This is a genomic window from Bacillus sp. BB51/4 (assembly GCF_008368845.1).
Lineage (GTDB): Bacteria > Bacillota > Bacilli > Bacillales > Bacillaceae_G > Bacillus_A > Bacillus_A wiedmannii.
The window spans coordinates 192489-217619 of sequence record NZ_QOSC01000014.1 but is presented as its reverse complement, the minus strand read 5'-3'; the positions used below and the strand labels follow the sequence as shown (position 1 = coordinate 217619).

The following is a 25131-nucleotide window of genomic DNA, read 5'->3' as shown; positions in this document are numbered from 1 at the left end:
ATGAATTTACATCCCTCTTATTTGCGATTTCAACTAACAAAATATCGTTTAATATGGAATAAGAAACATTTTTATTAAGGAGGATTACAATGATTAAAGGTCTTTACGAAGCGCATTTACCTGTCCGTAACTTAGAAGTGTCTATACCTTTTTACGAATCGCTAGGACTAAAATTATATAAAAGAGGAGACGATATTGCTTTCTTTTGGATTAAAGAAAATGAAAGTTGGCTCGGCCTTTGGGAAGGCACAGAATACAAAGTGAATTATCACCCCTCTTTACGACACATCGCCTTTCAAGTAAGTTTACATGATTTAGAAAATGCGATTCATTGGTTACATCAAAAAGGAATTTCAGCACGAAAAGACTTTGGAATGGAGCCAATTGAACCAATTGTTTTTCCTGAATTAGCACATGCTGCCGTATACTTTAACGATCCTGATGGAAATAGTTTAGAATTGATTGCAAAATTACCTGTCGGACTTCCGACAGAAGAGAAAGTGTATGTAAGCGAATGGAAAAAACAAGTGCAAGCATCATCATTACATAAGGATTAATCTTTTATGTCAGTTTCTTATAGCACACTTCTGAAAACAAATAATAACTTCAATAAACTATTTTACGGGCAAACATTAAGTGTACTTGGAGATTGGTTTCATACGATAGCTTTATTAACATTCGTCTATAGCATAACGGAATCTCCATTTATGATCGCACTCACTTTTATAAGTAAAGGATTGCCTCAACTTCTGCTTAGTCCTTTCATAGGCGGGATTGTAGATCGTTTTTCTAAAAAGAAGATTCTGATTTTTACTGATATTTTACGAGGCATAATCGTCCTCACTTACTTATTTGCACTATATAAAATTGAGATTATTTTCATTTCTAACATATGTTTATCCGTACTTTCTTGTTTATTTGAGCCGGCTAAACAAGCAACCTTAAAAAATATCGTACACCAAAATCATTTCGTAACTGCTAACTCTCTTTCTAGTACAATGAATGGTTTTATGTCTATTATGGGGGCTTCTTTAGGTGGAATCCTTGCACAATCTTTACATATTGAGTTCGCCTTTTTAATCAACAGCCTGTCATACTTTATTTCAGCCTATTTTATCTATACTATGAGTGTCCCTTCTCATGATATTTGTAACAAGAAAAGAGCATTTTTTACTGATATAAAAGATGGTTATACATACATATTACAAACAAAAATCATTTTAACATTAATTCTTGTCGGCATTTCATGGGGCATGATTGGAGGTGCTTATCAACTACTACTAACGATCTATGCCGAAAGGATTTTCCACACGAACATTGGAATTTTATATACGGTCCAAGGGGCTGGGCTTATGATTGGGAGCCTCCTCGTTACTCTTTATATGTCTCATAGTAAAGAAAAAATGAAAAAAGCATTTGGTTGGGCCTATTTCCTACAAGGAATTTTCTTTCTCGGATTCATTTTATCCGATCAACTTATTATCGGGATCATTGCATTATTCTGTATGCGCATAGCAGGAGGAATCATCGTTCCACTTGATACGACATTACTTCAAACTTACACGCACGAAAATATGATGGGTAAAGTTTTTTCATTCCATTACTCTATTTATGGTTCGCTTATACAGTTATCTATGTTCATTACAGGACGGCTTTTAGAAATTCTTTCTCCGCGTGTTATTGGTAGCCTATTAGCTATATGCTGTATTTTTGTTAGTTTTATATAGCGTTACCTGTTTTATCGCGGGAAACTGAGTGAAGAACCTACTATCATTTAATAGCATGTTTATGCACATGCTATTTTTATTTATGTCGAAATATAAAGGAAAAAGGCGATTTATTTTCCTTACGTTCTAATTTTTTAGAATGTACAATAAATTTAGATTATAAGAAAGGAGATGTCATAATGTTTGACGATAGACTTACTATTTCAGCTGAGCAGCAGAAGCTCATTTCCAACGCAACTCGCATTCAAATTCTTCACCTTTTAAAAGACGAAGCACTCACTGCAAAACAAGTAGCTACTAAACTAAATAAATCTGCTGGTAGCGTACATTATCACGTTCAAATTTTATATGATGGAGGGTTACTTGAATTAGTAGACACGAAAGAAAAACGGGGAATTATTGAAAAATATTATAAAGCAAAAGCTGCTCATTTCTATATTGAAGAAAGCGGCACAGAAGGAACGAATACAGGTAGTCATATTGTATCTCATTTATTTTTAACTCCAGAGGAATTACAACAGCTTACTTGGGAAGTTACACAAGTTTTATTACGCTGGGAAAACAAAACCGCTCGTCAATCAAACTCCGAAGAGGAATACGCTATTTCCTGCAGGATAAAAAAACAATGAAAGAAAGGTCCAACTGCTCATGAAAAATAAATTATTATTATTGTCGGGAACAGGAATTTCTCGTTTAGGTGATTTTATGTATCTCATCGCCCTAAACGTAATGGTGTTACATAGCACAAACCAACCTGCTGCTGTAGCAGGATTATGGATTGTAGGTCCAATTGCGACCGTTGTTACAAAAATATGGTCTGGTAGTATAGTAGATCGATTAAACAAACGTTCCATTATGCTCATCACAGATATCATTCGAGCAGCTCTTATTGGCTGTATTCCGCTATTTGATTCTATTTGGGCCATTTATATTTTTATCTTTTTGACTCGTATTGCTACATCATTTTTCGATCCAGCATCATTTTCTTATAGAACAATGCTCATACGAGCTGAAGAACGCGCTCAATTCAACGCTTGGAATAACTTTTGTACAAGCGGGGCTTTTATTATCGGTCCAGCCCTTGCTGGAATACTTCTCACCACGTACTCAGCATCCTTTGTTATTTACTGCAACTCACTTTCCTTTCTACTTTCTACTATTCTCATTTATTTCTTGCCAAACATTACGTTACAAACAAAGCAAAACGAAGAAGTTGCAAATACTTTCGTACAAACATTACGAAGTGATTGGAAACAAGTTTTTTCATTTGCTCGAACGGAAACTTACATCATTCTCATATTCGTTTTATTTCAAGCCACTATGCTTGTTTCTATGGCGCTCGATTCACAAGAAGTTGTATTCACAAATCAAGTACTGTTTTTATCCGACATGGAATATAGCATGCTTGTTAGTATAACTGGTGCTGCATATATTTTCGGTTCATTTCTTGTTTCTCTCTTTGCTAAACGATTACCGATTCAACATTGTATCGGATTCGGTATGATTTTCACAGCAATAGGCTATGTAATTTTCGCCTTTTCAAATTCATTTATAGTCGCAGCAGGCGGTTTCATTTTACTTGGCATTTCTTCATCATTTGCTGGTACTGGCTTTATCACATTTTATCAAAATAACATCCCTGTACATATGATAGGACGTATCGATAGCGTGTTTGACTCAATAAAAAATTTCATCCAAATCTTTTTCATTTTAGCAATTGGGGCATCCGCACAATTTCTTTCCGTCCAAATCACTGTAATCAGTAGCTCATTACTCATTCTTTTCCTTTCCTGTTTATTAGCAATCCGGGTAATGACCCCTTCACGAGAAAAATATTTTAGAGCTACAGGGTCATCATTGGAATATTGAATGCAACATAAAAAGCGGCTATAATGCCGCTTTTTTCCCGTTTTAAAGGACAGTAAGCCCTCACTGATTAAAGTTTCACTTTATGTTAAAATATGTATTGGATCTGATAATGTAGGAGGGCTATTTTGGAGATTATTTTCATTTTCATATGTATTATATTAGTAGCTTCTATTTTACAAACGAGTACAGGTTTTGGGTTTTCTATTATGGCAACACCTTTCTTACTCATGTTATTTCTACCACAAGAAGCTATACAAATAAATATCATTTTATCATTAATTATTTCCATATCACTCATCTGGAAAATAAGAATGGACATTGATTTTATTCTACTGAAAAGATTAATTTTCGGAAGTATAGTTGGTGTTCCTTTTGGTATTTTTATTTTCACTTCTATTAACATCAACACATTTAAATTAGCAATTAGCATCCTACTCTTACTATTAACGTTGATGCTATTATGCAACGTTAAGATTAAATCAACACAATCTAGAGATTTCATAGTTGGCGGATTATCTGGGCTATTAACGACAAGTATCGGTATGCCAGGTCCTCCCCTGTTACTTTATTTTACAGGAACTGATACGAAAAAGGAGAAGTTACGAGCAACTACATTGGCTTTTTATCTGTTTATATATTTCATTAGTCTACTAACTCAAATACTCTTTACTGGCACAAACAAAACGATTTGGGAATCAAGTTTTTATGCTATTCCAATCGTATTTCTAGGTTTGTATATAGGTCAAATTATTTTCAAATGGCTTAATCAACGGATTTTTAAAATATTTACGTACATCCTTTTGAGTTGTACAGGTATGTATCTTCTTATTGAAAGTTTGCATTTATTATAAGTACGTTTTCAAGATAAAAGATGCTTTATATTGTACAAAAACATATAGACTTAAACGATAAAAAGCGGCTATTATGCCGCTTTTTATCTTCACTTAAACTAACGTTTCATTACAAACCGCTGTTACATTTTTAAAGTATTGCAAGTTCTCCTTCGCTTCAGCTTCATTAAATAAATTGAGCTGTTTCATTATTTCAGCAGCAAATTCAACGTACGCAGATCCTACTGCTGTTATGATTTTCCCATCAACAGTTACATCTTTATTTTGTTTATATTCCCATTCATGTAAATGAACTAACTGTTTTTCATCTGGTGTTAATGATGTTGAGAATTTCTTCTTATTAAGCACTCCTGCTGCATGTAGTAAAGATGTTCCTGCACAAATACCCGCTATCCATTTGTTCTGCTTATGTAATTCGTTCACGGTAGATAACAATTGTTCATTTTCTAAATGGTCAAAAATATGTCCCCCTGGCACAATAAACACTTCATAGTCTGCTACTTCAATATGCTCGATAGAGACATGTGGTTGACATAAGAAACCACCTTCTCCTGTAACTGTTTTTCCATCTACTGTTGCTGTTATTATTTCGAATTGCTTACTGATCAAAAATAAACTCGCTATATTCACTTCAAATTCTGCAAATCCATCAAATAAAAAGATTAAAGCTTTTTTCATATTATCGCCTCCCCCTATACTTATTCGAAGACAATCCTATTTCTCCTCCAAAAAAAGGCAGACCTGCATGCAAGTCTGCCTTTTTACTCATTTCTTATTAAATCCTTTTTCACTTAAAAACTCTTTCATATGCATTCTTTTTTCTTTAGCCATAAACGAACTCATTGATTCCGTCCATGTTACGTTTTTCTTGTTTGCTGATCTTTCTTTGTAATACGAGCTCATCGTTTCATCGTATTCGTTTAATAATTCATCATATTTCTTTTCATCATACCCATTTTCATGAAGAATTGCTGCTACTGGTAAACGCGGTTTCACTCCATGATTTTCATCTGGTACGCCAACCGTCATTCCGAATACAGGATATACTTTATCCGGTAAATGAAGCAATTCACTCACTTCTCTCGGATTATTACGAATACCACCAATATAACAAATACCATATCCTAACGACTCTGCTGCTAACGCTAAGTTTTGCGCGAAAAGTGAAGCATCTACCGTTGCAACGATAAAGTCTTCTACTCCTTCATGTTTTATCTCTGTACTATGCTGTTCACACGCTATTTCAAGTCGTTTTAAATCTGCACAACAAACAAAGAATGCTGCGCAGTCTTTCACGTGACGATTTCCGGATAACTCTGCTAGTTTAGCCTTTAGGTCTTGATCTGTTACATATATAACAGAATACGCCTGTACAAAATGTGAGGAAGCGGCATGCTGCGCAGCTTGTACCATTCTTTCTACTACATCTTTCGGAATTGATTCTTCTTTATATTTACGAACTGAAACGTGTTGCTCCATTTTATGTATGATCTCATTCATGAAAAACACTCCTTTTTTCTCTTCATAATGAAAAATTAACATATCTTTTTCAATATTCACAACTTATAAGCACAAAAAGAGCAATTCTTTTTGAATTGCTCTTTCTAAAACGTCTATCAATACGGTAAATGAAATTATATTAACGATAATTTAATTATATCAACGATTTTTCGAATATATCGACTTACCGACAAATAACGACAAACTCACACCAAATTATTTCTTATCTTATTACGCTGTTTTCAAAACTTTAATACCTTTTACGATATTCCAAATGAAGTAATAAATCCCTACAAGAATGAACACCGCATATGTGATCATTATTCCAATTCCAGCACCATCAGATTGATTGGAGCTTAAGCCATATATGCCGGATACTGCTAATCCACCAAATAAAATCGCATACGGGAAAATATGTGACCAAAATGCTTTTTTCGCGTGGTATTTCACTTCATCCTCCGCAACGAAGTACACGATAATTGGCAGTAAAAATGGTGCAAAAAAGATACTAAAGTAACATAGTGAAGATAATATATTATTTCCTTTCATCCGATTCACCTCTAAATAGTTTTTGTTATCTTCATTATGTCAGGAATCGCTTCCAGAAACTATCGCTTTACCTTTCATGAACATGACATATTTGTAAGATTTTCATCAAAAATAATCCCGACTGGACTTCCAGATGGGATTACTTTTTCTATATTCGATTCATAAACCAATATTGCGTAATAGCTAAATACTCTCGTATATTCGATGGAATGACAATTCGCTTCGGTGTTTCGGCCGGAAGACCTTCTAATTGTAAACCTTGTTTTGCTGCTATTTTTTTCGCTCTAAACATATGGAAATCGTTTGTTACGATCATTCCTTTTTTCATATTGTCTGGAATTAACGGTTTTGAGAATTTAATATTCTCATCTGTACTCGTTGACTTATCTTCCATTATTATGCGGTCTTCTGCAATTTTTAGTTTCATTAATCCATTTTTCATTGCTAATGCTTCTGAAATATCTTCCCCTTTGCCTTTCCCTCCAGATACAATCGCAATTGTTTTTTCATGTGATTGTAAATACTCAGCTGCTTTATCAATACGATATTGCAATGAATAAGATGGTTTCGTCCCATTTACTTTCGAGCCTAGTACAATGATATAATCAGCATCGTCAATTGCTTTCATATGCCCATCCTTATAAATGTTATATTGTAAAAATCCCACATAAACGGCGCAAACCATTATAATTGCTATCATATACGTAATTATTTTCTTCTTTTTCATATCCGTATACTCCTATGTTCTTTACTTCTTTCATCATAATATCCGTTTATTCGTTTGTACACAGACAAATTTCAATTCACCCTAATTTATCCTCTGGAAAGTAATATTTATATTCCTTTCGGGAACAGTAAGTACAACTTTGTACGAAGGAGTGTCCTTATTGCTTCTCTTTTTATGTAACGTATCATTCTTTTTCATCTTATTTTTACTTTCACTTAAGATGCTCGGTAAATCTGCTTTGGCACAACTAACTCCTCATGATTTTGGTGCTATTATCTTTTTATCTTATTTAGCTTTTCAGGCCATACCTGTCTCTGGTGCTTTGCAAGCTTTTCTCGGTATGGTCGTTATTACATGTTTGCATTTGCTTCTTACAAAATTAAGCTTACTAAACAAACTAAATCGTTTTATTCTCGGGCACCCTATCATTTTAATTAAACATGGTGATATTATTTTTGAAAACTTACAAAAAAGTAGATATCCAATCGCTGAACTACTGTCTAACCTTCGCGTCGCAGGATATCCAAGTGTTCACGAAATTGAATATGCTATTTTAGAAGCGAACGGAGCCATTAGCATTTTACCAAAGCGTGAACTTGTACCATTAACTCCAAAAGATTTGAACATAGATGTTACGTATGCTGGATTACCAATTGCCCTTATCGTTGATTCGCAAATTCAATACGATAACTTAAAGTTAATTCATAAGGACGAAAAGTGGTTATATAAAGAATTAAAAGAAAAGGGCATCACTAATATTAAAAGCGTTGCTTTCGCGTCTGTTCAAGAAACAGATGGATCTTTTGCGATTAGTTTAAAAGAGTAAAAAATCCCCTTACTTACTCAAGGGGATTTTCTTCATTATATCGCTTCTTTCTCTCCCGCCATATTTAATGGAACAGGATGTTTCATACGATTCATCGTAAATACAATAATCGCTGTCAATACTTCAGCTACTGGCATAACGAGCCAAATTCCATTTATCCCAAATAATTTTGGCATAATCCATAATAATGGAATAATAAATAATAACCCTCGGCTCATTATAATAAGTACTGATTTTGTCGTTTGTCGCACGGATTGGAAGTACTCTCCATACACAATATTATAGCCTAAAAATACATATTGGATAAAGAACAAGCTAATACCCGTTAATGTTAACTCCAATAACTCTGGAGATTGGACATCAAATAGACCAATAATATATTTCCCGAAGAATAATCCGACAATTATTGCAATACCACCGAGTACTACCGCAATTTTTACAGCGAACTTTAATCCTTCGCGCAATCTCTCTGATAAATTTGCGCCGTAATGGAAACTAGCGATCGGTTGTAATGCTGCTCCAACACCGAAGAATAGTAGTAATGTCATCGCATGAATACTATTCACCATCGCATAAGAAGCGACTCCAACTTCTCCTGCATATTGAACGAATGCAATATTAAAACCAATCGTTACAATCGCTACTGTACTTTCTGCTGTAAAGCTCGGGAAACCGATTATCATAATTTGTTTAACTGTATCCCACTCAAAATGGAATTTCGTCCATTTTAAAATACTACTTTTCCTAAAGAAATGAGATAATAATACAAGGAAACCAATCGCTGCCGAAAGAATAGTCGCTGAAGCAGCACCTGTTACGCCCCATCCAAAGATGAATATAAAGATATAGTCAAACACTATATTTAATACAGCCGTTACAACTAGACCTGCCATTGCTAAATTAGGATTTCCATCATTTCGTATAAATGTACTTAAAATATTTTCTAACACGTATATCATTCCAAACATTAATAATACGTGTAAATAGTCTAACGCATACGGTAAAATCACTTCGTTTGCACCGAATAAGTATGCTAAATCTTCTATTCTCCATAAACAAATCGCAGCTAAAACACCTACGATAATTACTGCTACCGTCATGGATTGCGTAAAAATAGACCTTGCTCTTTCTACTTTATTTTCACCTAGTGCAATGGAGTATAACGTTGCCCCGCCCATTCCAATCCATAATGAAATAGAGAAGAAAATTGAAAAGGCTGGAATAGCCACGTTTACTCCCGCTAATCCATTTGCTCCAACTCCCCGACTAATCATAACCGCATCAATCACAATATTAACTGACATTAATACCATTCCAAGAACAGCTGGTATTAAATATGAAATAAATAAACTTTTTATCGGTTTTTCTCTTAACTTTTCTGTTGTTTCCATCATATAAATGCTCCTTTTTCAATGCTCTGTTCATAGTTTAAACCTTTAAGTTACTTGAAGGTCAATAGAGAATTAAAAAATAGGTAACTGAATTATTGTGTTTGATGCCAATTTGTAATGATACGGGTCCTATATCTTATTGCTTTATTTTTTCATTATAGGAATTTGAATTTCTGTTACTTGTTCCTCTGGATTGTCTGTGACAGACCAATCAATTAATGCAATCTCAATCGCATCTCCACTTACTTCGTACCCTTCTTGATCAATATATTTCATTAACTTCTTATATGTTTCATCCGTTTCTTCATATGGGCCATGGTGATATACACAGGCAAATATGCCTTCTTTAATTTCATCTGAACTATGTATTTGAAAAGGCATGTAATCCAAAAGAATAAAAACACTGCTATATGCTTGAAACTCATTTTGCATTAATCCTTTTTTTGCCACCGTTACACCGATATCTCCAGAAAATAAGCTATCATCCATTTGCTTCATATTTTTTTGCAACGAATGAATATAGTACTCAAACATATCATCCGTCGTATTCGGGGCAACCGCAATTGCTGTAATGTTTCGCTGCGGGATCTCTTTAATTACCATTTGTTCAGCTTTTGCTTTTGTTGCTTCCTTAATTAAATGAATTCTATGTTCCATTTTCGCCAAAGCATACTCAATTTCTCTTTGTTTTTTCAACATCATTTCTTGTTGTTTTTCCAGTAAATTGAGTGCGTATGCTGGATTTCTTTCATCAATATATTTCTTAATTTCCTTTAATGGAATATTTAATTGGCGTAAAAATTTAATCGTATCTAATAGTGAAAATTGATCGATTGTATAATAGCGATAATTTGTTTTCGGGTCCACAATGGACGGATGAAAAATCCCCTTTTCATCATAATAGCGTAAAGTAGATTCCGCTATATTTTGCATTTTTGCCATTTCTCCAATTGTAAAACGTTTATTTAATAACATATACCCTTCTCCAATTCATAAAAAATGTATCCTTATTTCTTCTTATTATATAGTGATTCCCTCCATACCTAAATCGAATCCTATCATGAAAATCTGCTATTTTTTCATTGATTTTTCATACATTTTATTATATATTAATTACAGGTTCAAATTACAAGTTCAAAAGAACTTGTAATCAGACCCTTTGTTTAATGGGTTTTACATATTTTCATTAGGCAAATTCCGAGAAATCGTATGATAAAAATAAAAATGATGAGGAGAGAATCCGATGGATTTCGAATTTTTCTTTCAAATTGCACTTATTTTATTAAGTACAAAGCTTGCTGGTGATCTTAGTGTTAGACTAGGTCAACCTTCTGTACTAGGTAAATTAATTGTCGGTATCGTTATCGGTCCAGCTATATTAGGTTGGATTGAAAATTCAGAGCTTCTAACACAATTAAGTAATGTCGGTGTTATTCTTTTAATGTTTATGGCTGGTCTTGAAACAGACTTAGAGGAATTAAACGCAAATCGTAATTCTTCTTTAGCAGTTGCACTTGGAGGTATCCTTCTTCCATTCGTAGGTGGTTACGTTTCTGGTCTTGTTATGGGAATGGAACAAGGAAATGCTGTATTTTTAGGATTACTTCTATGTGCGACAAGTGTTAGTATTTCCGTACAAACGCTTCGTGATTTAGGAAAGATGAAAACACGTGAAAGTACAACTATGCTGGGCGCGGCTGTATTTGATGACATTCTTGTTGTTATTTTATTAGCATTTGCAATGAGCTTCTTAGGTACAGACGATGTTAACTTAACAATGGTTATCTTGAAGAAAGTTGTATTCTTCGCTTCTATTATTTTAATCGGATGGAAAGGTGTTCCTGCAATCATGCGCTGGTTATCACCACTGCGCGTATCTGAGTCTATCGTCAGTGCGGCTCTTATCATCTGTTTCTCATTCGCATATTTCGGCGAATTATTAGGAATTGCTGGTATTATCGGTGCTTTCGCAGCTGGTATCGCTATTTCTCAAACGAACTACAAGCATGAAGTAGAAAAGAAAGTAGAACCAATCGCTTACGCTATGTTCGTTCCAGTGTTCTTCGTAAGTATCGGTATGAATATTACATTTGACGGTATTGGTAATCAAATTTGGTTCATCCTAGCATTAACAGTAATCGCTGTATTAACGAAATTAATCGGTTGTGGATTGGGTGCACGTATGACTGGATTTGACGCTAAGTCTTCTGCCATTATCGGTGCTGGAATGGTTTCTCGTGGTGAAGTTGCACTTATCATCGCAGGAACAGGACTTTCTTCAGGTCTATTAGCACAAGATTACTTTACAGCTATCGTTATTGTCGTTATTTTAACTACAATGATTACACCACCAATGTTAAAATACACTTTTGGTGCAAAAGATAAAGCAGTGAAAGCAAGTAAATAAGCTTTCTACAATAAAAAGAGATTACTATCTTATAAGATAGTAATCTCTTTTTTCATTTTATCTTTAAACAATTCCATTCTTTTTTAACCAGTTTTCAAAAATAATTCGCGCTTCGTCATCATCAATATCATTACTAAATGAATACACCATAATGCCGTATTCATCTATATATTCACCTAGTTTCATTTCCTCCACTTTTTTATAAAAGTCGTCTGCCTCATAGTGCGGAATATAAGCATCCCAAACTGGCTCATTTATTCTTTTGTACGCCGTCACTTCTAAATCGTATCCATCTTCATAATACCCGATGTGATAATGTTGACTAGGCTCATATTTCTTCATAAAAAAAACCTCCTACTAAACAAAAGCGAGCTGTAATATACAGCTCGCTTCATTCATTAAATGCGTTCCATCGCTGTCTTCAACGTTCCAACAACAAAAGCAATTTCTTCACTTGAAATAACAAGCGGTGGTGCTAATGTTAAGACGTTATTATATCCTGCTGTTGTCATGCCGTTTCGTCCAATAATTAAACCTTTTTCTTTACAAGCATTTACAACACTTGCAATTTTGTCGTTATCAATTGGCTCTTTCGTCTCTTTATCATTTACTAGTTCGATTCCAACTAGTAAACCTTTCCCTCTAATATTCCCAACAAGTGGATGTTCTCCAATTTCTTCTTTTAATTGCTCTAATAAAAACGAACCCATTTGTGCAGATCGCTCAATTAAATTTTCATTTTCCATAATCTCTAAGTTTTTAAGTGCTAATGCACAAGCCGCTGGATTTCCACCAAATGTATTAATATGACGGAAGAATTCATATTCTCCCTTCCCTTTAAATGCTTCATATATTTCTTTTTTCACAGCTGTCGCTGATAACGGTAAATATGCACTCGTAATCCCTTTTGCCATCGTAATAATATCTGGCTGAACGTCATAATTCATAAATCCAAATGCTTTTCCTGTACGTCCGAAACCGCAAATCACTTCATCGCTAATGAGAAGTGCACCGTGTTTTTGACACGTTTCATGAATAGCTTTCATATAGTCTTGTGGCGGCATTAAAATGCCTCCGCCCGTAATAATTGGTTCCATAATAAAAGCTGCAATCGTTTCACTTAATTCCCATGTCATAACGCGATCTACTTCTTTTACACATTCTACATCATAAATGTTCTCTCTTTCTATTCCAGGCATACGATAACAATCTGGCGGCGTTACATGTAAAAATCCTGAAGCAAATGGCTCATATTGATATCTACGCTGTGCTTGTCCCGTCGCTGCCATCGTTGCCATTGTATTTCCATGATACCCGCGGTAACGCGACATAAATTTATAACGATGCGGTTCACCTTTTTGAGCATAGTATTGCCTTGCTATTTTAAAAGCCGTTTCGTTCGCTTCCGAACCACTATTAGAGAAGAAAATAACATACTCTTCTCCAAGCCACTCATTTAATTTTTCAGCAAGCTTTATAGCCGGTTCATGCGATTGTGACATCGGAAAGTATGATAATGTTTGTAATTGCTTATAAGCCGCCTCTGCGAGCTCTTTTCTGCCATATCCACTATTCACACACCAAAGACCACTCATACCATCTAAATATCGTTTTCCTTGTATATCTTCAACCCAGCACCCTTCTGCTTTTGCCCCTACCATTGTACTATTTGGACTAAAGGGACGCATTCCGTGCCAAACATATTGCTCATCTTTTGCTAATAATTCATCAGTCTGTTTCGTTTTCATCATTTCTTCCACCTTCCATAACAACTTATTTTTCACAAAAGCTGTGCTGGTGCCATGATGATTTAATTTTCTCCCTGCTTATTTTCATTCCACAAAATTAAGACAAAATCCTACTTACAATACAGTAATATTTACAAGAAAAAAAGAGCTTTTCTTATATATCGAAAAGCCCTTCTCTTTTTAATGTGACGACGCATCACTAACACCATGACCTGTATTAGATTTTACAAGAATCTCATCAAATTTCGCAGCATCTTCTTTCTTACTCGATAACACGGTTCCTAAATATGCTGCAAGGAATCCAAGCGGAATTGAAATAATTCCAGGTGTCGTATATGGGAAAATCGCTTCCCCAACAAATATAGCTTTTCCAGCTACAGGGTTCCAAACATTTGGACTTAATGCTACGAGAACAATTGCTGATACAAGACCAACGACCATACCCGAAATAGCACCTGTTGTATTGAAGCGCTTCCAATATATTGTGAATAATATAACTGGTAGATTTGCACTCGCTGCAACTGCAAATGCTAATGAAACTAAAAATGCTACGTTCAATGTTTGAGCAAATAACGCTAGTATAATGGATAATACCGCTACCCCAATAGACGCATAGCGAGCCATTGACACTTGCTCTTTTTCCGTTGATTTCCCCTTGCGAATAATTTCATTATAAAAATCATGTGCAAATGCTGATGCTGCTGTTAATACAAGGCCTGCCACTACAGCTAAAATAGTTGCAAAGGCAATTGCTGATACGAAAGCAAATAAGAAATCTCCACCTAACGCTTTAGCTAATAAAGGCGCTGCCATATTACCAGCAGGGTTTGCTTTCATAATTGCCTCATTTCCTACAAATGCTGCTGCCCCAAATCCTAAGAAGATTGTCATAATATAAAATGCGCCAATTAACCACGTAGCGTACACAACAGATTGCCGTGCCGTTTTTGCATCACGTACTGTAAAAAAGCGAACAAGAATATGTGGTAATCCGGCAGTACCAAGAACTAGTCCTAAATTTAAAGACAGTGTATCAAGACCATCCTTATACTTTACCCCTGGATTTAAAAATGAATCTTTTAATGGCGTAGCTGTTTTCATTTGAGCGAACATTTCAGTCACACTAAAATTAAATTTTGAGAAAACGATAACAGAAATAATAAATGTACCTGCCATAAGTAATACAGCCTTAACAATTTGTACCCAGCTCGTCGCAGTCATTCCGCCAAAAATAACGTACACTGTCATTAATGTACCAACGATTAAAACGGATGTCGTATATTCGATCCCTAATAATAATTTAATAAGTGCACCAGCCCCAACTAATTGTGCAATCATATAAAAAATTGAAATCGTCATCGTATTAAGCGCTGCAACGCCGCGAACTTTTTTCGCATCAAAACGTGCCGCAATCATATCCGCTAACGTGTACTTCCCTAAATTTCTAAGCGGTTCTGCAACAAGGTATAGAACAACTAAATAAGCAACTAAAAAGCCGATACTATAAAAGAATCCATCAAATCCAGTTAATGCGATCGCTCCGGCTATACCAAGAAATGACGCAGCAGACATGTAATCTCCCGCAATGGCTAGACCATTTTGCCAACCAGTTAATCCTCCTCCAGCTGTATAAAACTCACTCGCATTTTTCGTTTTCTTCGACGCAAAATAAGTTATGACGAGTGTACCAAGAACGATGATTAAAAATAATGCAAAAGCGGTTATATTCAAAGTCAGCCCCTCCCTTTTTGCATATCTTGTAGAATTTTTTGTGAGATTTCATCAAAGGATTCTGCTTTTTTGCTATAAATCATACATAATGACCACGTCATTATAAATTGCGCAAATGCAAACACCCATGCCCACGTAACATCCCCAAATGCTGGTGTATTGAGCACCTTTGAATACGATGTTAAAATAGGTAATGCAATAAAGAAGCTTAAAAAGAAAATACTCATCGGAACGATAAACTTCTTTTTCGTATTTAATAGCAATTGAAATTCTTCTGACTGAACAACCTCTGTATAATTCACTTCATTTTGTAACTTACGTGCTGACGTATCATCTCTTTTCATTCCCATTCCCCTCTCTTACTGAAAATACAATTCCCCCTTGTATACCTAAAGACTAAATTTTATAAATATTCAGAAACTTATTTCCATTTTAGACAATCCATACATTCCTGCAAAGATTTTTCGATAGACATTTTTCGGCAATTTCTCCTAAGTTTTTAATATACTTTTTCAACATAAAATTTACGTACTTCAATCTCATACCAGTCAAGATTTGATGCCTATTAAAACAGAATAAAAAAGTAGTGCTTATCGCACTACTTCTGTCTTTTTCTCTTTTTCTAAATTACGAGCTGTTTCGCTTAATTCAACGTCTTTCCCATCTTTAAGCGTTCCAAATATGAAATCGAATACTGGATTTGAAACACCAAACCAAAACTTTTCATTTTTATAATGGTGTAATATGTGCTGTTTTTTTAGCCATCTTCCAAACTTAGTGAACGGACGAATCGGCTTATGTGCAATATAATGTTTCCATTCATAAACGAGAAGCATGATAATCATTCCAATTCCGAATGAAAGTGTAATAGTAGCACTTTTTGTTATACCATATGCTATAAGTAAATATATAGTAAAGCTAGGTATACTAAACCATACAGGCAAAAACAATAGTTTTAAATCATCTGGATATACATGATGATCATAATGTAATCTTCTTAACATTTTTAATAAAAATACGTTTTTAGGTGGCTTTAAATGGAATAAAAACCGATGTGTCATATATTCGTTAAGCGTATAAAAAACAATCCCAAACAAACACGCGAACATACCGATCCATGTGAAAAATTGCATTTTTAAAATAATGATGAAAATAAATAAAATACTATACATAATAACGATATCATGTTGTAAAAAGAACTCTTTCCCCACTCTCTTCATCTTCCTTCCCCCTTTTCCAAAAAAACAGCCGCAACATATCGTTACGACTATTTCTTTTATTTTTTATTTTATTCTATTCACTTTACAAATTTGCCTGCTGCTCTATTGTCGAGAAAAAATTGTTCAATCCAAATATATTTTGCTTTGGAATAATATGTTCCACCGCAAACACTGTTACTTCTCCTCTTTGTACCTCTCCAATAATGAGCCCAAATATTTCATGATTCACTGCAAACGTTGGTTGCTTTGTTTGCAGTAATCTTGCTGCATTATGAAATACCGCTTCATATAGTGGATTCCTATCAGTAATTTCTTTTCGGATTTTGGGTGCTAACGTAATAATAATTTCTTTTCCGTCAATAGTGGTTCGATACATAAAAATCTCCCCTTCAATCTTATGTGAACAACTGTAAAGCTTTGTATGCAAAATGGATAGAATATCCTACTAAAATAATACCGGCTCCGGCTGTTATATAGCCAAGTGCTTTTTGCTTTAATAAAGTTCTGCCAAAATGGACAGAAAAAGCAATATTTAAATTCCATAAAATAATGCCAACGATAATACAAAGACTGTATAAAAAGGCTTCTTGTTTCGTTACCTTCGTAAGCAATGAGCTAAGTGTACTTCCGTATATACCAAACCAAAAAACAAGATTTAATGGATTGGATATCGCAATTAAAAAACCTGCCATAAACGATTGTTTAAGGCCACCTACCTCTTCCTTTTTATATTCCATATTCGAGTGGGAAATTCCTTGTTTTACACTTTGAAATCCTAAATAAAATAATAAGAAAAACCCTGTGCAATACATAAAAGCTTGTACATATGTATACATAAACACAGAAGATAAACCGAAATAAATGAGAAGCATAAACAAAATATCTGCAGTCATTCCACCAATTCCAACAACCCATGCATGCCAAAAACCTCGTTCAATTCCTCGTTTTAACATTTCAATATTAATCGGACCTACTGGCGCAGCTAATGAAATACCTAATACAATTTGTTGTATAATCGCTCCAAACATCGCTCTATCCTTTCTACTTCCTTTACTATTAAGTAATGATGTAATGATTAAAAATAGACTAGCTTTCATCAAAATATTTACTACTAAAATACCCTTTTTTATCCAAAATATGCAAAAGAGCCATCTGGATGATGGCTCTTACTTTTCTAACTTATGAAGAAAAGGACATTTTCCTTTTATCGGCTCTACATCGTCTCCTATGAAGTATTGTTTCCATTCGCGATGATCTGGATCACCATAATGACTAATGTTAGGGTGTTTCGGCAGCTGATCCCACTTTTCAACTCGATCTCGGACCGTTTGTCTTGAATATGCTCCTTTAGGGCGATCCCCTTCTAATCCATCAAAGATGGTACGCGGTTGAAATCCAATAACGAGAGAATTTCCTAAATGCCTAGTTTTTCGTTGTTTATAAGCTGGCGCATTTCCAAATGCGAATATCGGTTCACCACCAAATGAAAATTCCCATAAGTAATGGTCTGGGTCTTCAGGAATTTGCTTCGGCCATGTTTGGTCATCGTTTTCATGTAAATATTGTAGTACTTTCCAAAAGTAATCACGATAATATTCCAGTGATTGTTCCTCACATTCCGGTTCCACAAAAAGAAAGAATCCTCTTCTTACAATTGGGCGCTCTTTCATTAACTCTAAAAAAGATAACATTGTATGTGGCAAATGACTCCAATCATTATGAGAGAGAAACGAATAACGAAGTTCATTCTTTTTCAAAGCTGTTAAGCCGAAATAACATGGGAAAGTTGGTTCTAGCACGACACTCGAAAAATTTTGAAATTCTTTTGCAACCCAATTTGGTATGTCAGTTCTCGTTCTCATTCCTTCATTATCTAATAAATAAGACTCATTCATTCTTTCTTTCACCTCATTATGTATAGCATTCAATTAAGAATATTACATACTCGGCCTGTCCTATACCTATTTAAAAATTCGGCTGAAAAATTATTTAAAAATACAAAAAAATAAAATCGCTTACTTGACTAATTTCTACCAATTCGTGTATATTTAAATTAATCATTTAGCAGAATATTCAAGATTATAGCATTTTTAGTTTATATTATCTTTCAAATGAATTTCACTAAATGAAAAAAGCAAATGTTTTTAGGAGGAATTGTAACATGCAAGGAAAAGTAAAATGGTTTAACAACGAAAAAGGTTTTGGATTTATCGAAATGGAAGGCGCTGACGATGTATTCGTACATTTCTCTGCTATTCAAGGTGACGGCTACAAAGCTTTAGAAGAAGGTCAAGAAGTATCTTTCGATATCACTGAAGGAAACCGCGGACCTCAAGCTGCTAACGTAGTAAAACTTTAATCCAACATATAACAGGAGGTTACCTTACTTGGTAACCTCCTTTGTTATTCCTTTGTATATTTCCGTTTTACAGAGCAAAAACTATGTGAAATGCGCAATATACAAAGGAGGAAGTAATAATGGGATCAGAAGTAAATGATTTTGAAGAAGTGAAATTCCGTGTAGAAACAGCACAAAAAATGGTAGGGTCAGCGACAATTTCAATGGATCCAGATACATTAGAGCATGCGACTACTGCTGTAGAAGCCGCTCGCTCTCAGCTTGAAATTATGAAATCTGTTGCGACAGATTTAGATGAACCATTTTTAATGAATGAGGAAAAGAAATTAAGTAAATGCGAGCATCAATTAAATGAAGCAAGACACTAAAAAACATCCAGAGAATTTTCTCTGGATGTTTTTCATGATAACTGTTCCCCATACTTTTTCAATGTTTCTCCAACTGTACATTGTCGTATACAAAATGAATGAGCGTAATACTTACTATTTGTCTTTCGATTATGTTCTCGCAAGAAACATCCTTCACAATACGTTTCTAATAAGTCATTTACCTCTGTAATGAGTTGCTTTTTATCCACCTTTGCACCTCTCTATTCGGTTATTTCTTTATGACTATCAATGACTGTTCCTTCTAATGCTTGCGTAGCTAATTGATGCGCTTCTTTATTTTGTTTTCTAGATATCGGCTCACATACAAGTTTTAATTTCATTTGCTTCGCTTTTTGTTCAATTTGATCTAAGTAATGATTTAAATGCTCATCATAACAAGGCCATTCTCCAGCCAATTGCTGCAGTACAACTTGAGAATCGCCGCGAAGTGTAACTGCTTCATACTTAATTCCAAATTCCTCGAGTATATTCATGCCATATAGTAATGATGCATATTCCGCTTCATTATTATCATATATACCTTCTATATATGCATTACGGCGAATTCGGTATTTTGTATTTCCTTTTTTATAGTATACACATATACCTACTCCAGCTTCTTTCGTCTGTACATCATAACCGCCATCAAAATAAACGAGTATTTCTTGGAGCTCTTCCTCCACTTGTTTACTCAGCTTTTTCATTTCCTTTAATGACCATTCTGCATCCATTTCATCATAAAATGATAGTTCTTTCACTCTTCCTGTTTTCTCGAAATCCTCTGCAAATTGCAATACATCTTCTATGTTCATATAATCTGTCGTTAATTCCGTCTGCAATCCGCTCTTTGTTTTATACAACCAATGAATTTTATATTTCATACTAGATTCCCCTTATATAAGACTTCTTATATGTAGTCAGCTAATGAAAGCCTCACTTTATTTTATTATATTGTATCAAGAGTCACAGCATTATATTCAATATGATTACATACAAAAAGAGCTATCCCTATAGGAATAGCTCTTTCATCTATTGCATAAATCTTTCAAATTGTACTCGTTTATTAATCCAGTACATTACAGGCATACCAATTGCCATGACAACAAATTCACCGATGGCACATGTTAACCAAGTCAACATAAATGGTAAATCAAATGCAAGATGAAGCTCAATTGCAATCATAAACATTGTAATTGTAAAAATAACTGTATTAAAAATCATACGAGCCCAAACACCTTTAATAAATCGCATAGAAATAATCGTTGCAACTAATGCAAGTATAGATTGCCCTACTCCAAATACTAAATCGTAAGCGATCATAGGTGAGAAAAAGAGATTTGTTAAAAATACACCTAATACAATTCCGTAAATTGCTTTTTTATTAAATACAACAAGATGATTAAACATCTCTGAAATACGAAACTGTACACTCGTAAAGCCAAATGGCTGAATAAGCATAGAAACAGCAATATATAATGCCGCTAAAATACCATTACCGACTAATGTTCTTATATTCATGACAAAATCTCCTTAGTTTTTTTACGTGGGATGGTTTCGAACCACGTTATTCGTTTTTTAAGCAACAAGAATATATTCTACGCAATACACACTCTCTCGTCAATAGATTCCTATCCTTAACTACCTTTTTTCTTTTAGACAACGTATAATAAAACATATGAAAGTTTTAGGAGGTTTCACTTCATGACAGCAACAATTCAAAATGAAAAAGTGGTCGTTTCCATTTCTGACAAAGGTGCAGAATTACAAAGCGTTCGCTTAAAAGAAGATAACACTGAATACTTATGGCAAGGCGATTCTTCTTATTGGGGGCGCCGCGCACCAATTTTATTCCCAATTGTCGGCCGATTAGTAGATAATACATACTACGTAGATGGTAAACCATATTCTTTAACACAACACGGCTTTGCTCGTGATCTTACATTCTCTGTACAAGAACAAAGTGAAACGAAAATCACTTATATTGTAACTAGTAATGAAGAAACATTAAAAAAATACCCATACGAATTCGAATTACTCGTTTCTTATGAGCTAGACGGACAAATCGTTCATGTAACATATGAAGTAAATAACCCTACTTCAAAAGAGATGTTCTTCTCAATCGGAGCACATCCTGGTTTCAACTTCCCCTTATTAGAGGGCGAATCATTTACAGATTATCATTTATCATTTAATGGTTCTGAACGCTTAGAAACAAGCGTATTAGAAGGACCTTACCTTTCAAGTAAAAAACAATTAATCGCTGAAAATACGAATGAATTACCACTTACATACGATTTATTCAAAAATGATGCGCTTATTTTTGAAAATATGAATACGGATGAAATCTCTATTCGTTCTCATAAACATAATAAATTTGTAAAAGTAGAATTTGATGGCTTCCCATTTGTTGGCGTATGGACACCAGGCGAAAACGCACCTTTCTTATGTATTGAACCTTGGTACGGTATTGCTGATGAAGTAAATCCGGCAAAAGATTTCAAGGAAAAAAAAGGAATTCAATCTTTACAAGCGAATGAAACATTTACATGTCGTTATAGTATTACAATCGGCTAAAGTACTCTATCCCCTACTTCAAAGAAACATATAAGTAGGGGATCATCTTATAATTTGGAGGTTTCTCATTTTGATTGAAGTATATATTGATGGTGCATCAAAAGGAAATCCTGGTCCTTCTGGCGCTGGAGTGTTTATTAAAGGGGTGCAACCAGCTGTACAATTATCATTGCCCCTTGGGACAATGTCCAATCATGAAGCAGAATACCACGCCTTACTTGCGGCATTAAAATATTGCACGGAGCATAATTATAACATTGTCTCTTTTCGTACAGATTCGCAACTTGTCGAGCGAGCTGTCGAAAAAGAATACGCAAAAAATAAAATGTTTGCACCACTATTAGAAGAAGCATTACAGTACATAAAAAGTTTCGATCTCTTTTTTATTAAGTGGATTCCAAGTAGTCAAAATAAAGTTGCTGATGAATTAGCTAGAAAAGCTATCTTACAAAATTAACGGGGGTATGAGTGTGAAAAAAGATTGGGTTGCTCCTCTTGCTTTATTATTTGTCTCTTTTATTTGGGGAGCTACATTTGTTGTCGTTCAAAATGCTATGTCTTTCGTTGGTCCATTTACTTTTAATGGTATTCGCTTTTTATTCGCTGGAATTATTTTATTATTCGTTCAAATGATTTTCTCAAAAAAATCTTCAAAACAAGATATACAACAGAGTAGTCTCGCTGGATTAATCGTTGGATTTTTTTTATGCGTTGGCTATGTATTACAAACATTCGGCTTACTTTATACAACTTCTTCAAAAGCTGGTTTCTTAACAGGGCTTAGTATCGTTATGGTACCCATTTTGTCTTTTATCTTTTTAAAACAAAGAGCTACCATTTTTATCGTAATGGGCATTGCTGTAGCAACGGCTGGTTTATACTTATTAACGGCCGGTGATTCTTTTCAATTGAACATTGGAGATATACTCGTTCTCGGTTGTGCAGTTGCTTTCGCCGCTCATATTCTTGTTAACGGCTTCTTCTCTAAGAAAATATCACCATTATTGTTAAGCACGTCGCAAGTATTAGCTGTCGGTATGTTTTCTTCTATTTGCGCCTTTTTGTTTGAAGATTGGGAAAAATTATTTTCAGTAGCACTATGGACGAATTCTTCCTTTTTATTTGCTCTATTTCTAACTTCCCTATTCGCGACATCCATTGCTTTTTTCATTCAAACATCGGCACAAAAACATACGTCTCCAACGAGAGTAGCAATTATTTTCGCAATGGAGCCCGTTTTTGCTGCATTAACAGGCGTTCTCGTTGCAAACGAACAACTTTCTATTTCTGCTATTATCGGATGCCTATGTATTTTCCTAGGCATGGTTTTTGTTGAATTACCTTCCAAAACAAAAAAAGAAGCGCAGGCTGCGTGAAGTTACGCTTGTAACTTCCGCATAAAAGCCTTAGCGCTTTTTTTATCTGTAATTTCTTCTTCTTTCAAACGTTCTAATAACGCAACAAAATAACTCCCATCAAACTGTAATTGATGTTTAATTGTCGCTTCTATTGCTGCGTTCACAATTCCATCAGATGCACCAGTATATCCTTGTCCGAACATAATAAACCCTTGTGCTTCCTCTGATAGTTTAAATCCTTTCGTATGTAAGAATGAAAGATAATCTTCTACTGTTTGCATGATATTCCCACCTACTCAAAAATTCTCCATCTCCTATCATACATGTTTTTACACGCTATGAGAATGAAATTTCTTTGACAACTTTGTAAATCTATCGTCTACTGCATAGACAATAGAGGATTTCCTTGCAATATGAATGAATATGTATAGTGGAACTTATTTCATATTAAAGGGGAGACACGATGAAACAAGCACTATTAATTATCGATGCGCAGCAAGAATTAATGGATGGAAATGAAAAAGAAAATGAAGTTTTTCGTAAAAAAGATCTATTATCTACACTAAATACAGCCGTACAGAAAGCACTAGATGCAAATGCCCTTGTTGTTTTCGTAAGAGATATCGATGTTGCTTCTGGTAGCGGAGAAGGATTTGAAGTACATAATGAAATTCAAGTACCTCAGTCTGCAATCCTTATTAATAAAGCAGCAACAAACGCATTCTATGGCACTTCTCTACTTGAACTTTTAAAAGAAGAAAAAATTAATCATATCGTTATCGGTGGATGTAAAACAGAACATTGCATCGACACCGCAGTTAGAACAGCTACTGTACAAGGATTTGATGTTACATTAATTAAAAACGGTCATTCCACAACTGATTCTAACGTGTTATCTGCAGAACAAATTATCGAGCACCATAATAAAGTTCTACACGGTCATTATAATGTGGATCATTTTTCTATGGTGAGAGATATCGAGGAAGACCTCTTCCAACCAACTCACGACCAATATCGTGATTAATAAAAAAGAATCCTTCATTTAGAAGGATTCTTTTTTATCCAAAAATTTGCGCTGCAATACTGTATAGTTCCCCATTTCTTTTCAAAAATTGATCACTATTTCTCATCATAATTGGCGGTGTATTAACCTTTTGAAAACCAGTAATCTCTAATTCTTTCATGAAACCTTTCTTTCCTTCTGGTACATCCATTCTTAATCTCCCATCATGCCCTCTTGCTAAAGCATGTACTATTCTCATTGCCATTGCATCATTTTTAGCAACGATCGGTCCTATTATTTTATTTTCTGGCGTTTGTACACTTATACCGTATCCTACTACATTTTCTTTTGTATCCTTTATAACGACACACTGATCACTTTGCATAATTCTTTGTTTTAAAAACTCGTTTCGACTTGTTCCAAATGCGCCTTCATCTATTTTTATTATTTCTTCTAAATCCCCCTCTTTATAATTCATCACATATTCTTCATTTCCTTGACAGTTATAATTCGTATTGTACGAGTTACATATGTATTTAGAAATATAGCTCACTGCCCTAAATCCTAACTTTTCGTATAAAGGCTTCCCCTCATCTGTAGCAATCAGCATAATTGAAGTTCGAGCTGATACGCTATTCATGCAAGAACTCGTTATCGCCTTTCCAATCCCTCTTCCCTTATAATCCGGATGGACAATTACCATTCCTATTGACGCTAACGCCTCTCCGTATAATATAATTGCAGCGCTTGCAATCAGTTCTTTTCTCTCATTCCATACGCCATATACAATACCTGAATTAAAAATCGTTTCAACTTCTTCTCTGTTATAATCCCAACCAATATAAGAAGATAATGCAACAATATCATTTATATTATCTTTTCTAAGACGCTCCACTCTTATTTTCAATCCAATCATTCTCCAA

The 25131-nt window shown here is 34.6% G+C and carries 32 protein-coding genes and 1 riboswitch; of the genes, 13 read left to right on the top strand and 19 right to left on the bottom strand.

Features of this window, described 5'->3' with window-relative positions:
- Positions 1 to 89: 89 nt before the first annotated feature.
- The 5 genes from DN392_RS20900 to DN392_RS20880 all read left to right on the top strand — a co-directional run bounded on the left by DN392_RS20900 (position 90) and on the right by DN392_RS20880 (position 4447).
- Positions 90 to 557, top strand: coding sequence for a VOC family protein (locus tag DN392_RS20900; protein WP_000589700.1), 468 nt, complete (start codon positions 90 to 92; stop codon positions 555 to 557).
- 6 nt (positions 558 to 563) lie between these two features.
- Complete coding sequence (locus DN392_RS20895; protein ID WP_048566817.1) at positions 564 to 1727, top strand: MFS transporter; 1164 nt, start codon at positions 564 to 566, stop codon at positions 1725 to 1727.
- Positions 1728 to 1906: 179 nt separating this feature from the next.
- Entirely contained in the window at positions 1907 to 2356 is a 450-nt protein-coding gene (locus DN392_RS20890) for an ArsR/SmtB family transcription factor (protein ID WP_000459086.1), read from the top strand.
- 19 nt (positions 2357 to 2375) lie between these two features.
- A complete protein-coding gene (locus DN392_RS20885; RefSeq protein ID WP_048566816.1) occupies positions 2376 to 3596 on the top strand; it encodes an MFS transporter in 1221 nt (406 codons plus the stop codon).
- Between the two features lie 125 nt (positions 3597 to 3721).
- A complete protein-coding gene (locus DN392_RS20880) occupies positions 3722 to 4447 on the top strand; it encodes a sulfite exporter TauE/SafE family protein (RefSeq protein WP_048566815.1) in 726 nt (241 codons plus the stop codon).
- A gap of 93 nt (positions 4448 to 4540) precedes the next feature.
- Here the strand turns inward: DN392_RS20880 and DN392_RS20875 are convergent, their stop codons facing one another.
- The 4 genes from DN392_RS20875 to DN392_RS20860 form a co-directional block, all read right to left on the bottom strand.
- On the bottom strand, positions 4541 to 5125 hold the full coding sequence (locus DN392_RS20875) for a type 1 glutamine amidotransferase family protein (RefSeq protein WP_000709443.1): 585 nt from the start codon (positions 5123 to 5125) through the stop codon (positions 4541 to 4543).
- 87 nt (positions 5126 to 5212) lie between these two features.
- Positions 5213 to 5947: an oxygen-insensitive NADPH nitroreductase gene (gene nfsA, locus DN392_RS20870; protein WP_001002400.1), complete on the bottom strand. Its 735-nt coding sequence runs from the start codon at positions 5945 to 5947 to the stop codon at positions 5213 to 5215.
- 231 nt (positions 5948 to 6178) lie between these two features.
- Positions 6179 to 6496, bottom strand: coding sequence for a magnetosome magnetite crystal formation protein family (locus DN392_RS20865; RefSeq protein ID WP_149238100.1), 318 nt, complete (start codon positions 6494 to 6496; stop codon positions 6179 to 6181).
- Positions 6497 to 6644: 148 nt separating this feature from the next.
- Positions 6645 to 7196, bottom strand: coding sequence for a YdcF family protein (locus DN392_RS20860; RefSeq protein WP_306339637.1), 552 nt, complete (start codon positions 7194 to 7196; stop codon positions 6645 to 6647).
- A 187-nt stretch (positions 7197 to 7383) separates the two neighbouring features.
- On the opposite strand from DN392_RS20860, the gene DN392_RS20855 reads away from it, so the two are divergent.
- The gene (locus DN392_RS20855; protein WP_000923941.1) at positions 7384 to 8049 is read left to right on the top strand and encodes a DUF421 domain-containing protein; all 666 of its coding nucleotides are present in this window, start codon (positions 7384 to 7386) and stop codon (positions 8047 to 8049) included.
- A 35-nt stretch (positions 8050 to 8084) separates the two neighbouring features.
- Here the strand turns inward: DN392_RS20855 and DN392_RS20850 are convergent, their stop codons facing one another.
- Together DN392_RS20850 and DN392_RS20845 are read right to left on the bottom strand one after the other, a co-directional pair.
- Positions 8085 to 9440 carry an MATE family efflux transporter gene (locus DN392_RS20850; RefSeq protein WP_048566923.1) on the bottom strand — a complete coding sequence of 452 codons (1356 nt, stop codon included), beginning with the start codon at positions 9438 to 9440 and terminating at the stop codon, positions 8085 to 8087.
- Between the two features lie 144 nt (positions 9441 to 9584).
- Positions 9585 to 10415, bottom strand: a complete 831-nt coding sequence (locus DN392_RS20845) for a MerR family transcriptional regulator (RefSeq protein ID WP_048566812.1) — start codon at positions 10413 to 10415, stop codon at positions 9585 to 9587.
- 268 nt (positions 10416 to 10683) lie between these two features.
- Here DN392_RS20845 and DN392_RS20840 point away from each other — a divergent pair, with 268 nt between their 5' ends.
- The gene (locus DN392_RS20840; protein WP_000344996.1) at positions 10684 to 11847 is read left to right on the top strand and encodes a cation:proton antiporter; all 1164 of its coding nucleotides are present in this window, start codon (positions 10684 to 10686) and stop codon (positions 11845 to 11847) included.
- A gap of 63 nt (positions 11848 to 11910) precedes the next feature.
- Here the strand turns inward: DN392_RS20840 and DN392_RS20835 are convergent, their stop codons facing one another.
- The 8 genes from DN392_RS20835 to DN392_RS20800 form a co-directional block, all read right to left on the bottom strand.
- Entirely contained in the window at positions 11911 to 12189 is a 279-nt protein-coding gene (locus tag DN392_RS20835) for a DUF3986 family protein (RefSeq protein ID WP_048566811.1), read from the bottom strand.
- A gap of 56 nt (positions 12190 to 12245) precedes the next feature.
- Positions 12246 to 13595 carry an aspartate aminotransferase family protein gene (locus DN392_RS20830; RefSeq protein WP_116891211.1) on the bottom strand — a complete coding sequence of 450 codons (1350 nt, stop codon included), beginning with the start codon at positions 13593 to 13595 and terminating at the stop codon, positions 12246 to 12248.
- Positions 13596 to 13775: 180 nt separating this feature from the next.
- Positions 13776 to 15326: a solute symporter family protein gene (locus tag DN392_RS20825; protein WP_001027730.1), complete on the bottom strand. Its 1551-nt coding sequence runs from the start codon at positions 15324 to 15326 to the stop codon at positions 13776 to 13778.
- Positions 15327 to 15328: 2 nt separating this feature from the next.
- Positions 15329 to 15670 carry a DUF485 domain-containing protein gene (locus tag DN392_RS20820; RefSeq protein ID WP_000817375.1) on the bottom strand — a complete coding sequence of 114 codons (342 nt, stop codon included), beginning with the start codon at positions 15668 to 15670 and terminating at the stop codon, positions 15329 to 15331.
- A 246-nt stretch (positions 15671 to 15916) separates the two neighbouring features.
- A complete protein-coding gene (locus DN392_RS20815; RefSeq protein ID WP_000832138.1) occupies positions 15917 to 16546 on the bottom strand; it encodes a sterol desaturase family protein in 630 nt (209 codons plus the stop codon).
- Between the two features lie 82 nt (positions 16547 to 16628).
- Positions 16629 to 16922 (bottom strand): cytoplasmic protein, encoded by a 294-nt coding sequence (locus tag DN392_RS20810; protein ID WP_088321464.1) that lies wholly within the window; start codon positions 16920 to 16922, stop codon positions 16629 to 16631.
- 19 nt (positions 16923 to 16941) lie between these two features.
- On the bottom strand, positions 16942 to 17574 hold the full coding sequence (locus DN392_RS20805; RefSeq protein WP_000466560.1) for a LysE family transporter: 633 nt from the start codon (positions 17572 to 17574) through the stop codon (positions 16942 to 16944).
- Between the two features lie 138 nt (positions 17575 to 17712).
- A complete protein-coding gene (locus DN392_RS20800) occupies positions 17713 to 18441 on the bottom strand; it encodes a YqcI/YcgG family protein (RefSeq protein WP_001005942.1) in 729 nt (242 codons plus the stop codon).
- Positions 18442 to 18707: 266 nt separating this feature from the next.
- On the opposite strand from DN392_RS20800, the gene cspB reads away from it, so the two are divergent.
- Together cspB and DN392_RS20790 are read left to right on the top strand one after the other, a co-directional pair.
- Complete coding sequence (gene cspB, locus DN392_RS20795; protein WP_001161731.1) at positions 18708 to 18905, top strand: cold shock-like protein CspB; 198 nt, start codon at positions 18708 to 18710, stop codon at positions 18903 to 18905.
- Between the two features lie 119 nt (positions 18906 to 19024).
- Positions 19025 to 19273: a DUF2564 family protein gene (locus DN392_RS20790; protein ID WP_000534395.1), complete on the top strand. Its 249-nt coding sequence runs from the start codon at positions 19025 to 19027 to the stop codon at positions 19271 to 19273.
- Positions 19274 to 19305: 32 nt separating this feature from the next.
- Here the strand turns inward: DN392_RS20790 and DN392_RS20785 are convergent, their stop codons facing one another.
- The 3 genes from DN392_RS20785 to DN392_RS20775 all read right to left on the bottom strand — a co-directional run bounded on the left by DN392_RS20785 (position 19306) and on the right by DN392_RS20775 (position 20791).
- A complete protein-coding gene (locus tag DN392_RS20785; RefSeq protein WP_000358801.1) occupies positions 19306 to 19482 on the bottom strand; it encodes a zinc-finger domain-containing protein in 177 nt (58 codons plus the stop codon).
- Between the two features lie 12 nt (positions 19483 to 19494).
- Positions 19495 to 20154 carry a ribonuclease H family protein gene (locus tag DN392_RS20780; protein ID WP_048566807.1) on the bottom strand — a complete coding sequence of 220 codons (660 nt, stop codon included), beginning with the start codon at positions 20152 to 20154 and terminating at the stop codon, positions 19495 to 19497.
- A 148-nt stretch (positions 20155 to 20302) separates the two neighbouring features.
- Positions 20303 to 20791: a QueT transporter family protein gene (locus tag DN392_RS20775; protein WP_001026482.1), complete on the bottom strand. Its 489-nt coding sequence runs from the start codon at positions 20789 to 20791 to the stop codon at positions 20303 to 20305.
- A gap of 6 nt (positions 20792 to 20797) precedes the next feature.
- Positions 20798 to 20842, bottom strand: a riboswitch (PreQ1 riboswitch).
- A 132-nt stretch (positions 20843 to 20974) separates the two neighbouring features.
- Between DN392_RS20775 and DN392_RS20770 the strand changes: the two genes are divergently transcribed.
- The 3 genes from DN392_RS20770 to DN392_RS20760 all read left to right on the top strand — a co-directional run bounded on the left by DN392_RS20770 (position 20975) and on the right by DN392_RS20760 (position 23223).
- On the top strand, positions 20975 to 21847 hold the full coding sequence (locus DN392_RS20770; protein ID WP_000127433.1) for an aldose 1-epimerase family protein: 873 nt from the start codon (positions 20975 to 20977) through the stop codon (positions 21845 to 21847).
- Between the two features lie 70 nt (positions 21848 to 21917).
- Positions 21918 to 22304, top strand: a complete 387-nt coding sequence (locus DN392_RS20765; RefSeq protein ID WP_000573873.1) for a reverse transcriptase-like protein — start codon at positions 21918 to 21920, stop codon at positions 22302 to 22304.
- A gap of 13 nt (positions 22305 to 22317) precedes the next feature.
- Positions 22318 to 23223 carry a DMT family transporter gene (locus DN392_RS20760; RefSeq protein WP_000711192.1) on the top strand — a complete coding sequence of 302 codons (906 nt, stop codon included), beginning with the start codon at positions 22318 to 22320 and terminating at the stop codon, positions 23221 to 23223.
- A 2-nt stretch (positions 23224 to 23225) separates the two neighbouring features.
- On the opposite strand, the gene DN392_RS20755 is transcribed toward DN392_RS20760, so the two are convergent.
- Positions 23226 to 23486, bottom strand: a complete 261-nt coding sequence (locus tag DN392_RS20755) for a DUF6123 family protein (protein ID WP_001195212.1) — start codon at positions 23484 to 23486, stop codon at positions 23226 to 23228.
- 182 nt (positions 23487 to 23668) lie between these two features.
- Between DN392_RS20755 and DN392_RS20750 the strand changes: the two genes are divergently transcribed.
- Complete coding sequence (locus DN392_RS20750) at positions 23669 to 24229, top strand: cysteine hydrolase family protein (RefSeq protein WP_000806333.1); 561 nt, start codon at positions 23669 to 23671, stop codon at positions 24227 to 24229.
- Between the two features lie 34 nt (positions 24230 to 24263).
- Here DN392_RS20750 and DN392_RS20745 read toward each other — a convergent pair whose 3' ends face one another.
- Positions 24264 to 25124, bottom strand: a complete 861-nt coding sequence (locus tag DN392_RS20745) for a GNAT family N-acetyltransferase (protein WP_000579673.1) — start codon at positions 25122 to 25124, stop codon at positions 24264 to 24266.
- Between the last annotated feature and the right edge of the window lie 7 nt (positions 25125 to 25131).

Excerpts from the sequence above, each read along its gene's own strand:
- DN392_RS20900 (WP_000589700.1), top strand. The coding sequence starts at position 90 with ATGATTAAAGGTCTTTACGAAGCGCATTTACCTGTCCGTAACTTAGAA.
- DN392_RS20895 (WP_048566817.1), top strand. The coding sequence starts at position 564 with ATGTCAGTTTCTTATAGCACACTTCTGAAAACAAATAATAACTTCAAT.
- DN392_RS20890 (WP_000459086.1), top strand. The coding sequence starts at position 1,907 with ATGTTTGACGATAGACTTACTATTTCAGCTGAGCAGCAGAAGCTCATT.
- DN392_RS20885 (WP_048566816.1), top strand. The coding sequence starts at position 2,376 with ATGAAAAATAAATTATTATTATTGTCGGGAACAGGAATTTCTCGTTTA.
- DN392_RS20875 (WP_000709443.1), bottom strand. The coding sequence starts at position 5,125 with ATGAAAAAAGCTTTAATCTTTTTATTTGATGGATTTGCAGAATTTGAA.
- nfsA (WP_001002400.1), bottom strand. The coding sequence starts at position 5,947 with ATGAATGAGATCATACATAAAATGGAGCAACACGTTTCAGTTCGTAAA.
- DN392_RS20865 (WP_149238100.1), bottom strand. The coding sequence starts at position 6,496 with ATGAAAGGAAATAATATATTATCTTCACTATGTTACTTTAGTATCTTT.
- DN392_RS20860 (WP_306339637.1), bottom strand. The coding sequence starts at position 7,196 with ATGATAGCAATTATAATGGTTTGCGCCGTTTATGTGGGATTTTTACAA.
- DN392_RS20850 (WP_048566923.1), bottom strand. The coding sequence starts at position 9,440 with ATGGAAACAACAGAAAAGTTAAGAGAAAAACCGATAAAAAGTTTATTT.
- DN392_RS20845 (WP_048566812.1), bottom strand. The coding sequence starts at position 10,415 with ATGTTATTAAATAAACGTTTTACAATTGGAGAAATGGCAAAAATGCAA.
- DN392_RS20840 (WP_000344996.1), top strand. The coding sequence starts at position 10,684 with ATGGATTTCGAATTTTTCTTTCAAATTGCACTTATTTTATTAAGTACA.
- DN392_RS20835 (WP_048566811.1), bottom strand. The coding sequence starts at position 12,189 with ATGAAGAAATATGAGCCTAGTCAACATTATCACATCGGGTATTATGAA.
- DN392_RS20830 (WP_116891211.1), bottom strand. The coding sequence starts at position 13,595 with ATGAAAACGAAACAGACTGATGAATTATTAGCAAAAGATGAGCAATAT.
- DN392_RS20820 (WP_000817375.1), bottom strand. The coding sequence starts at position 15,670 with ATGAAAAGAGATGATACGTCAGCACGTAAGTTACAAAATGAAGTGAAT.
- DN392_RS20815 (WP_000832138.1), bottom strand. The coding sequence starts at position 16,546 with ATGAAGAGAGTGGGGAAAGAGTTCTTTTTACAACATGATATCGTTATT.
- DN392_RS20810 (WP_088321464.1), bottom strand. The coding sequence starts at position 16,922 with ATGTATCGAACCACTATTGACGGAAAAGAAATTATTATTACGTTAGCA.
- DN392_RS20805 (WP_000466560.1), bottom strand. The coding sequence starts at position 17,574 with ATGTTTGGAGCGATTATACAACAAATTGTATTAGGTATTTCATTAGCT.
- DN392_RS20800 (WP_001005942.1), bottom strand. The coding sequence starts at position 18,441 with ATGAATGAGTCTTATTTATTAGATAATGAAGGAATGAGAACGAGAACT.
- cspB (WP_001161731.1), top strand. The coding sequence starts at position 18,708 with ATGCAAGGAAAAGTAAAATGGTTTAACAACGAAAAAGGTTTTGGATTT.
- DN392_RS20790 (WP_000534395.1), top strand. The coding sequence starts at position 19,025 with ATGGGATCAGAAGTAAATGATTTTGAAGAAGTGAAATTCCGTGTAGAA.
- DN392_RS20780 (WP_048566807.1), bottom strand. The coding sequence starts at position 20,154 with ATGAAATATAAAATTCATTGGTTGTATAAAACAAAGAGCGGATTGCAG.
- DN392_RS20775 (WP_001026482.1), bottom strand. The coding sequence starts at position 20,791 with ATGAATATAAGAACATTAGTCGGTAATGGTATTTTAGCGGCATTATAT.
- DN392_RS20770 (WP_000127433.1), top strand. The coding sequence starts at position 20,975 with ATGACAGCAACAATTCAAAATGAAAAAGTGGTCGTTTCCATTTCTGAC.
- DN392_RS20755 (WP_001195212.1), bottom strand. The coding sequence starts at position 23,486 with ATGCAAACAGTAGAAGATTATCTTTCATTCTTACATACGAAAGGATTT.
- DN392_RS20750 (WP_000806333.1), top strand. The coding sequence starts at position 23,669 with ATGAAACAAGCACTATTAATTATCGATGCGCAGCAAGAATTAATGGAT.
- DN392_RS20745 (WP_000579673.1), bottom strand. The coding sequence starts at position 25,124 with ATGATTGGATTGAAAATAAGAGTGGAGCGTCTTAGAAAAGATAATATA.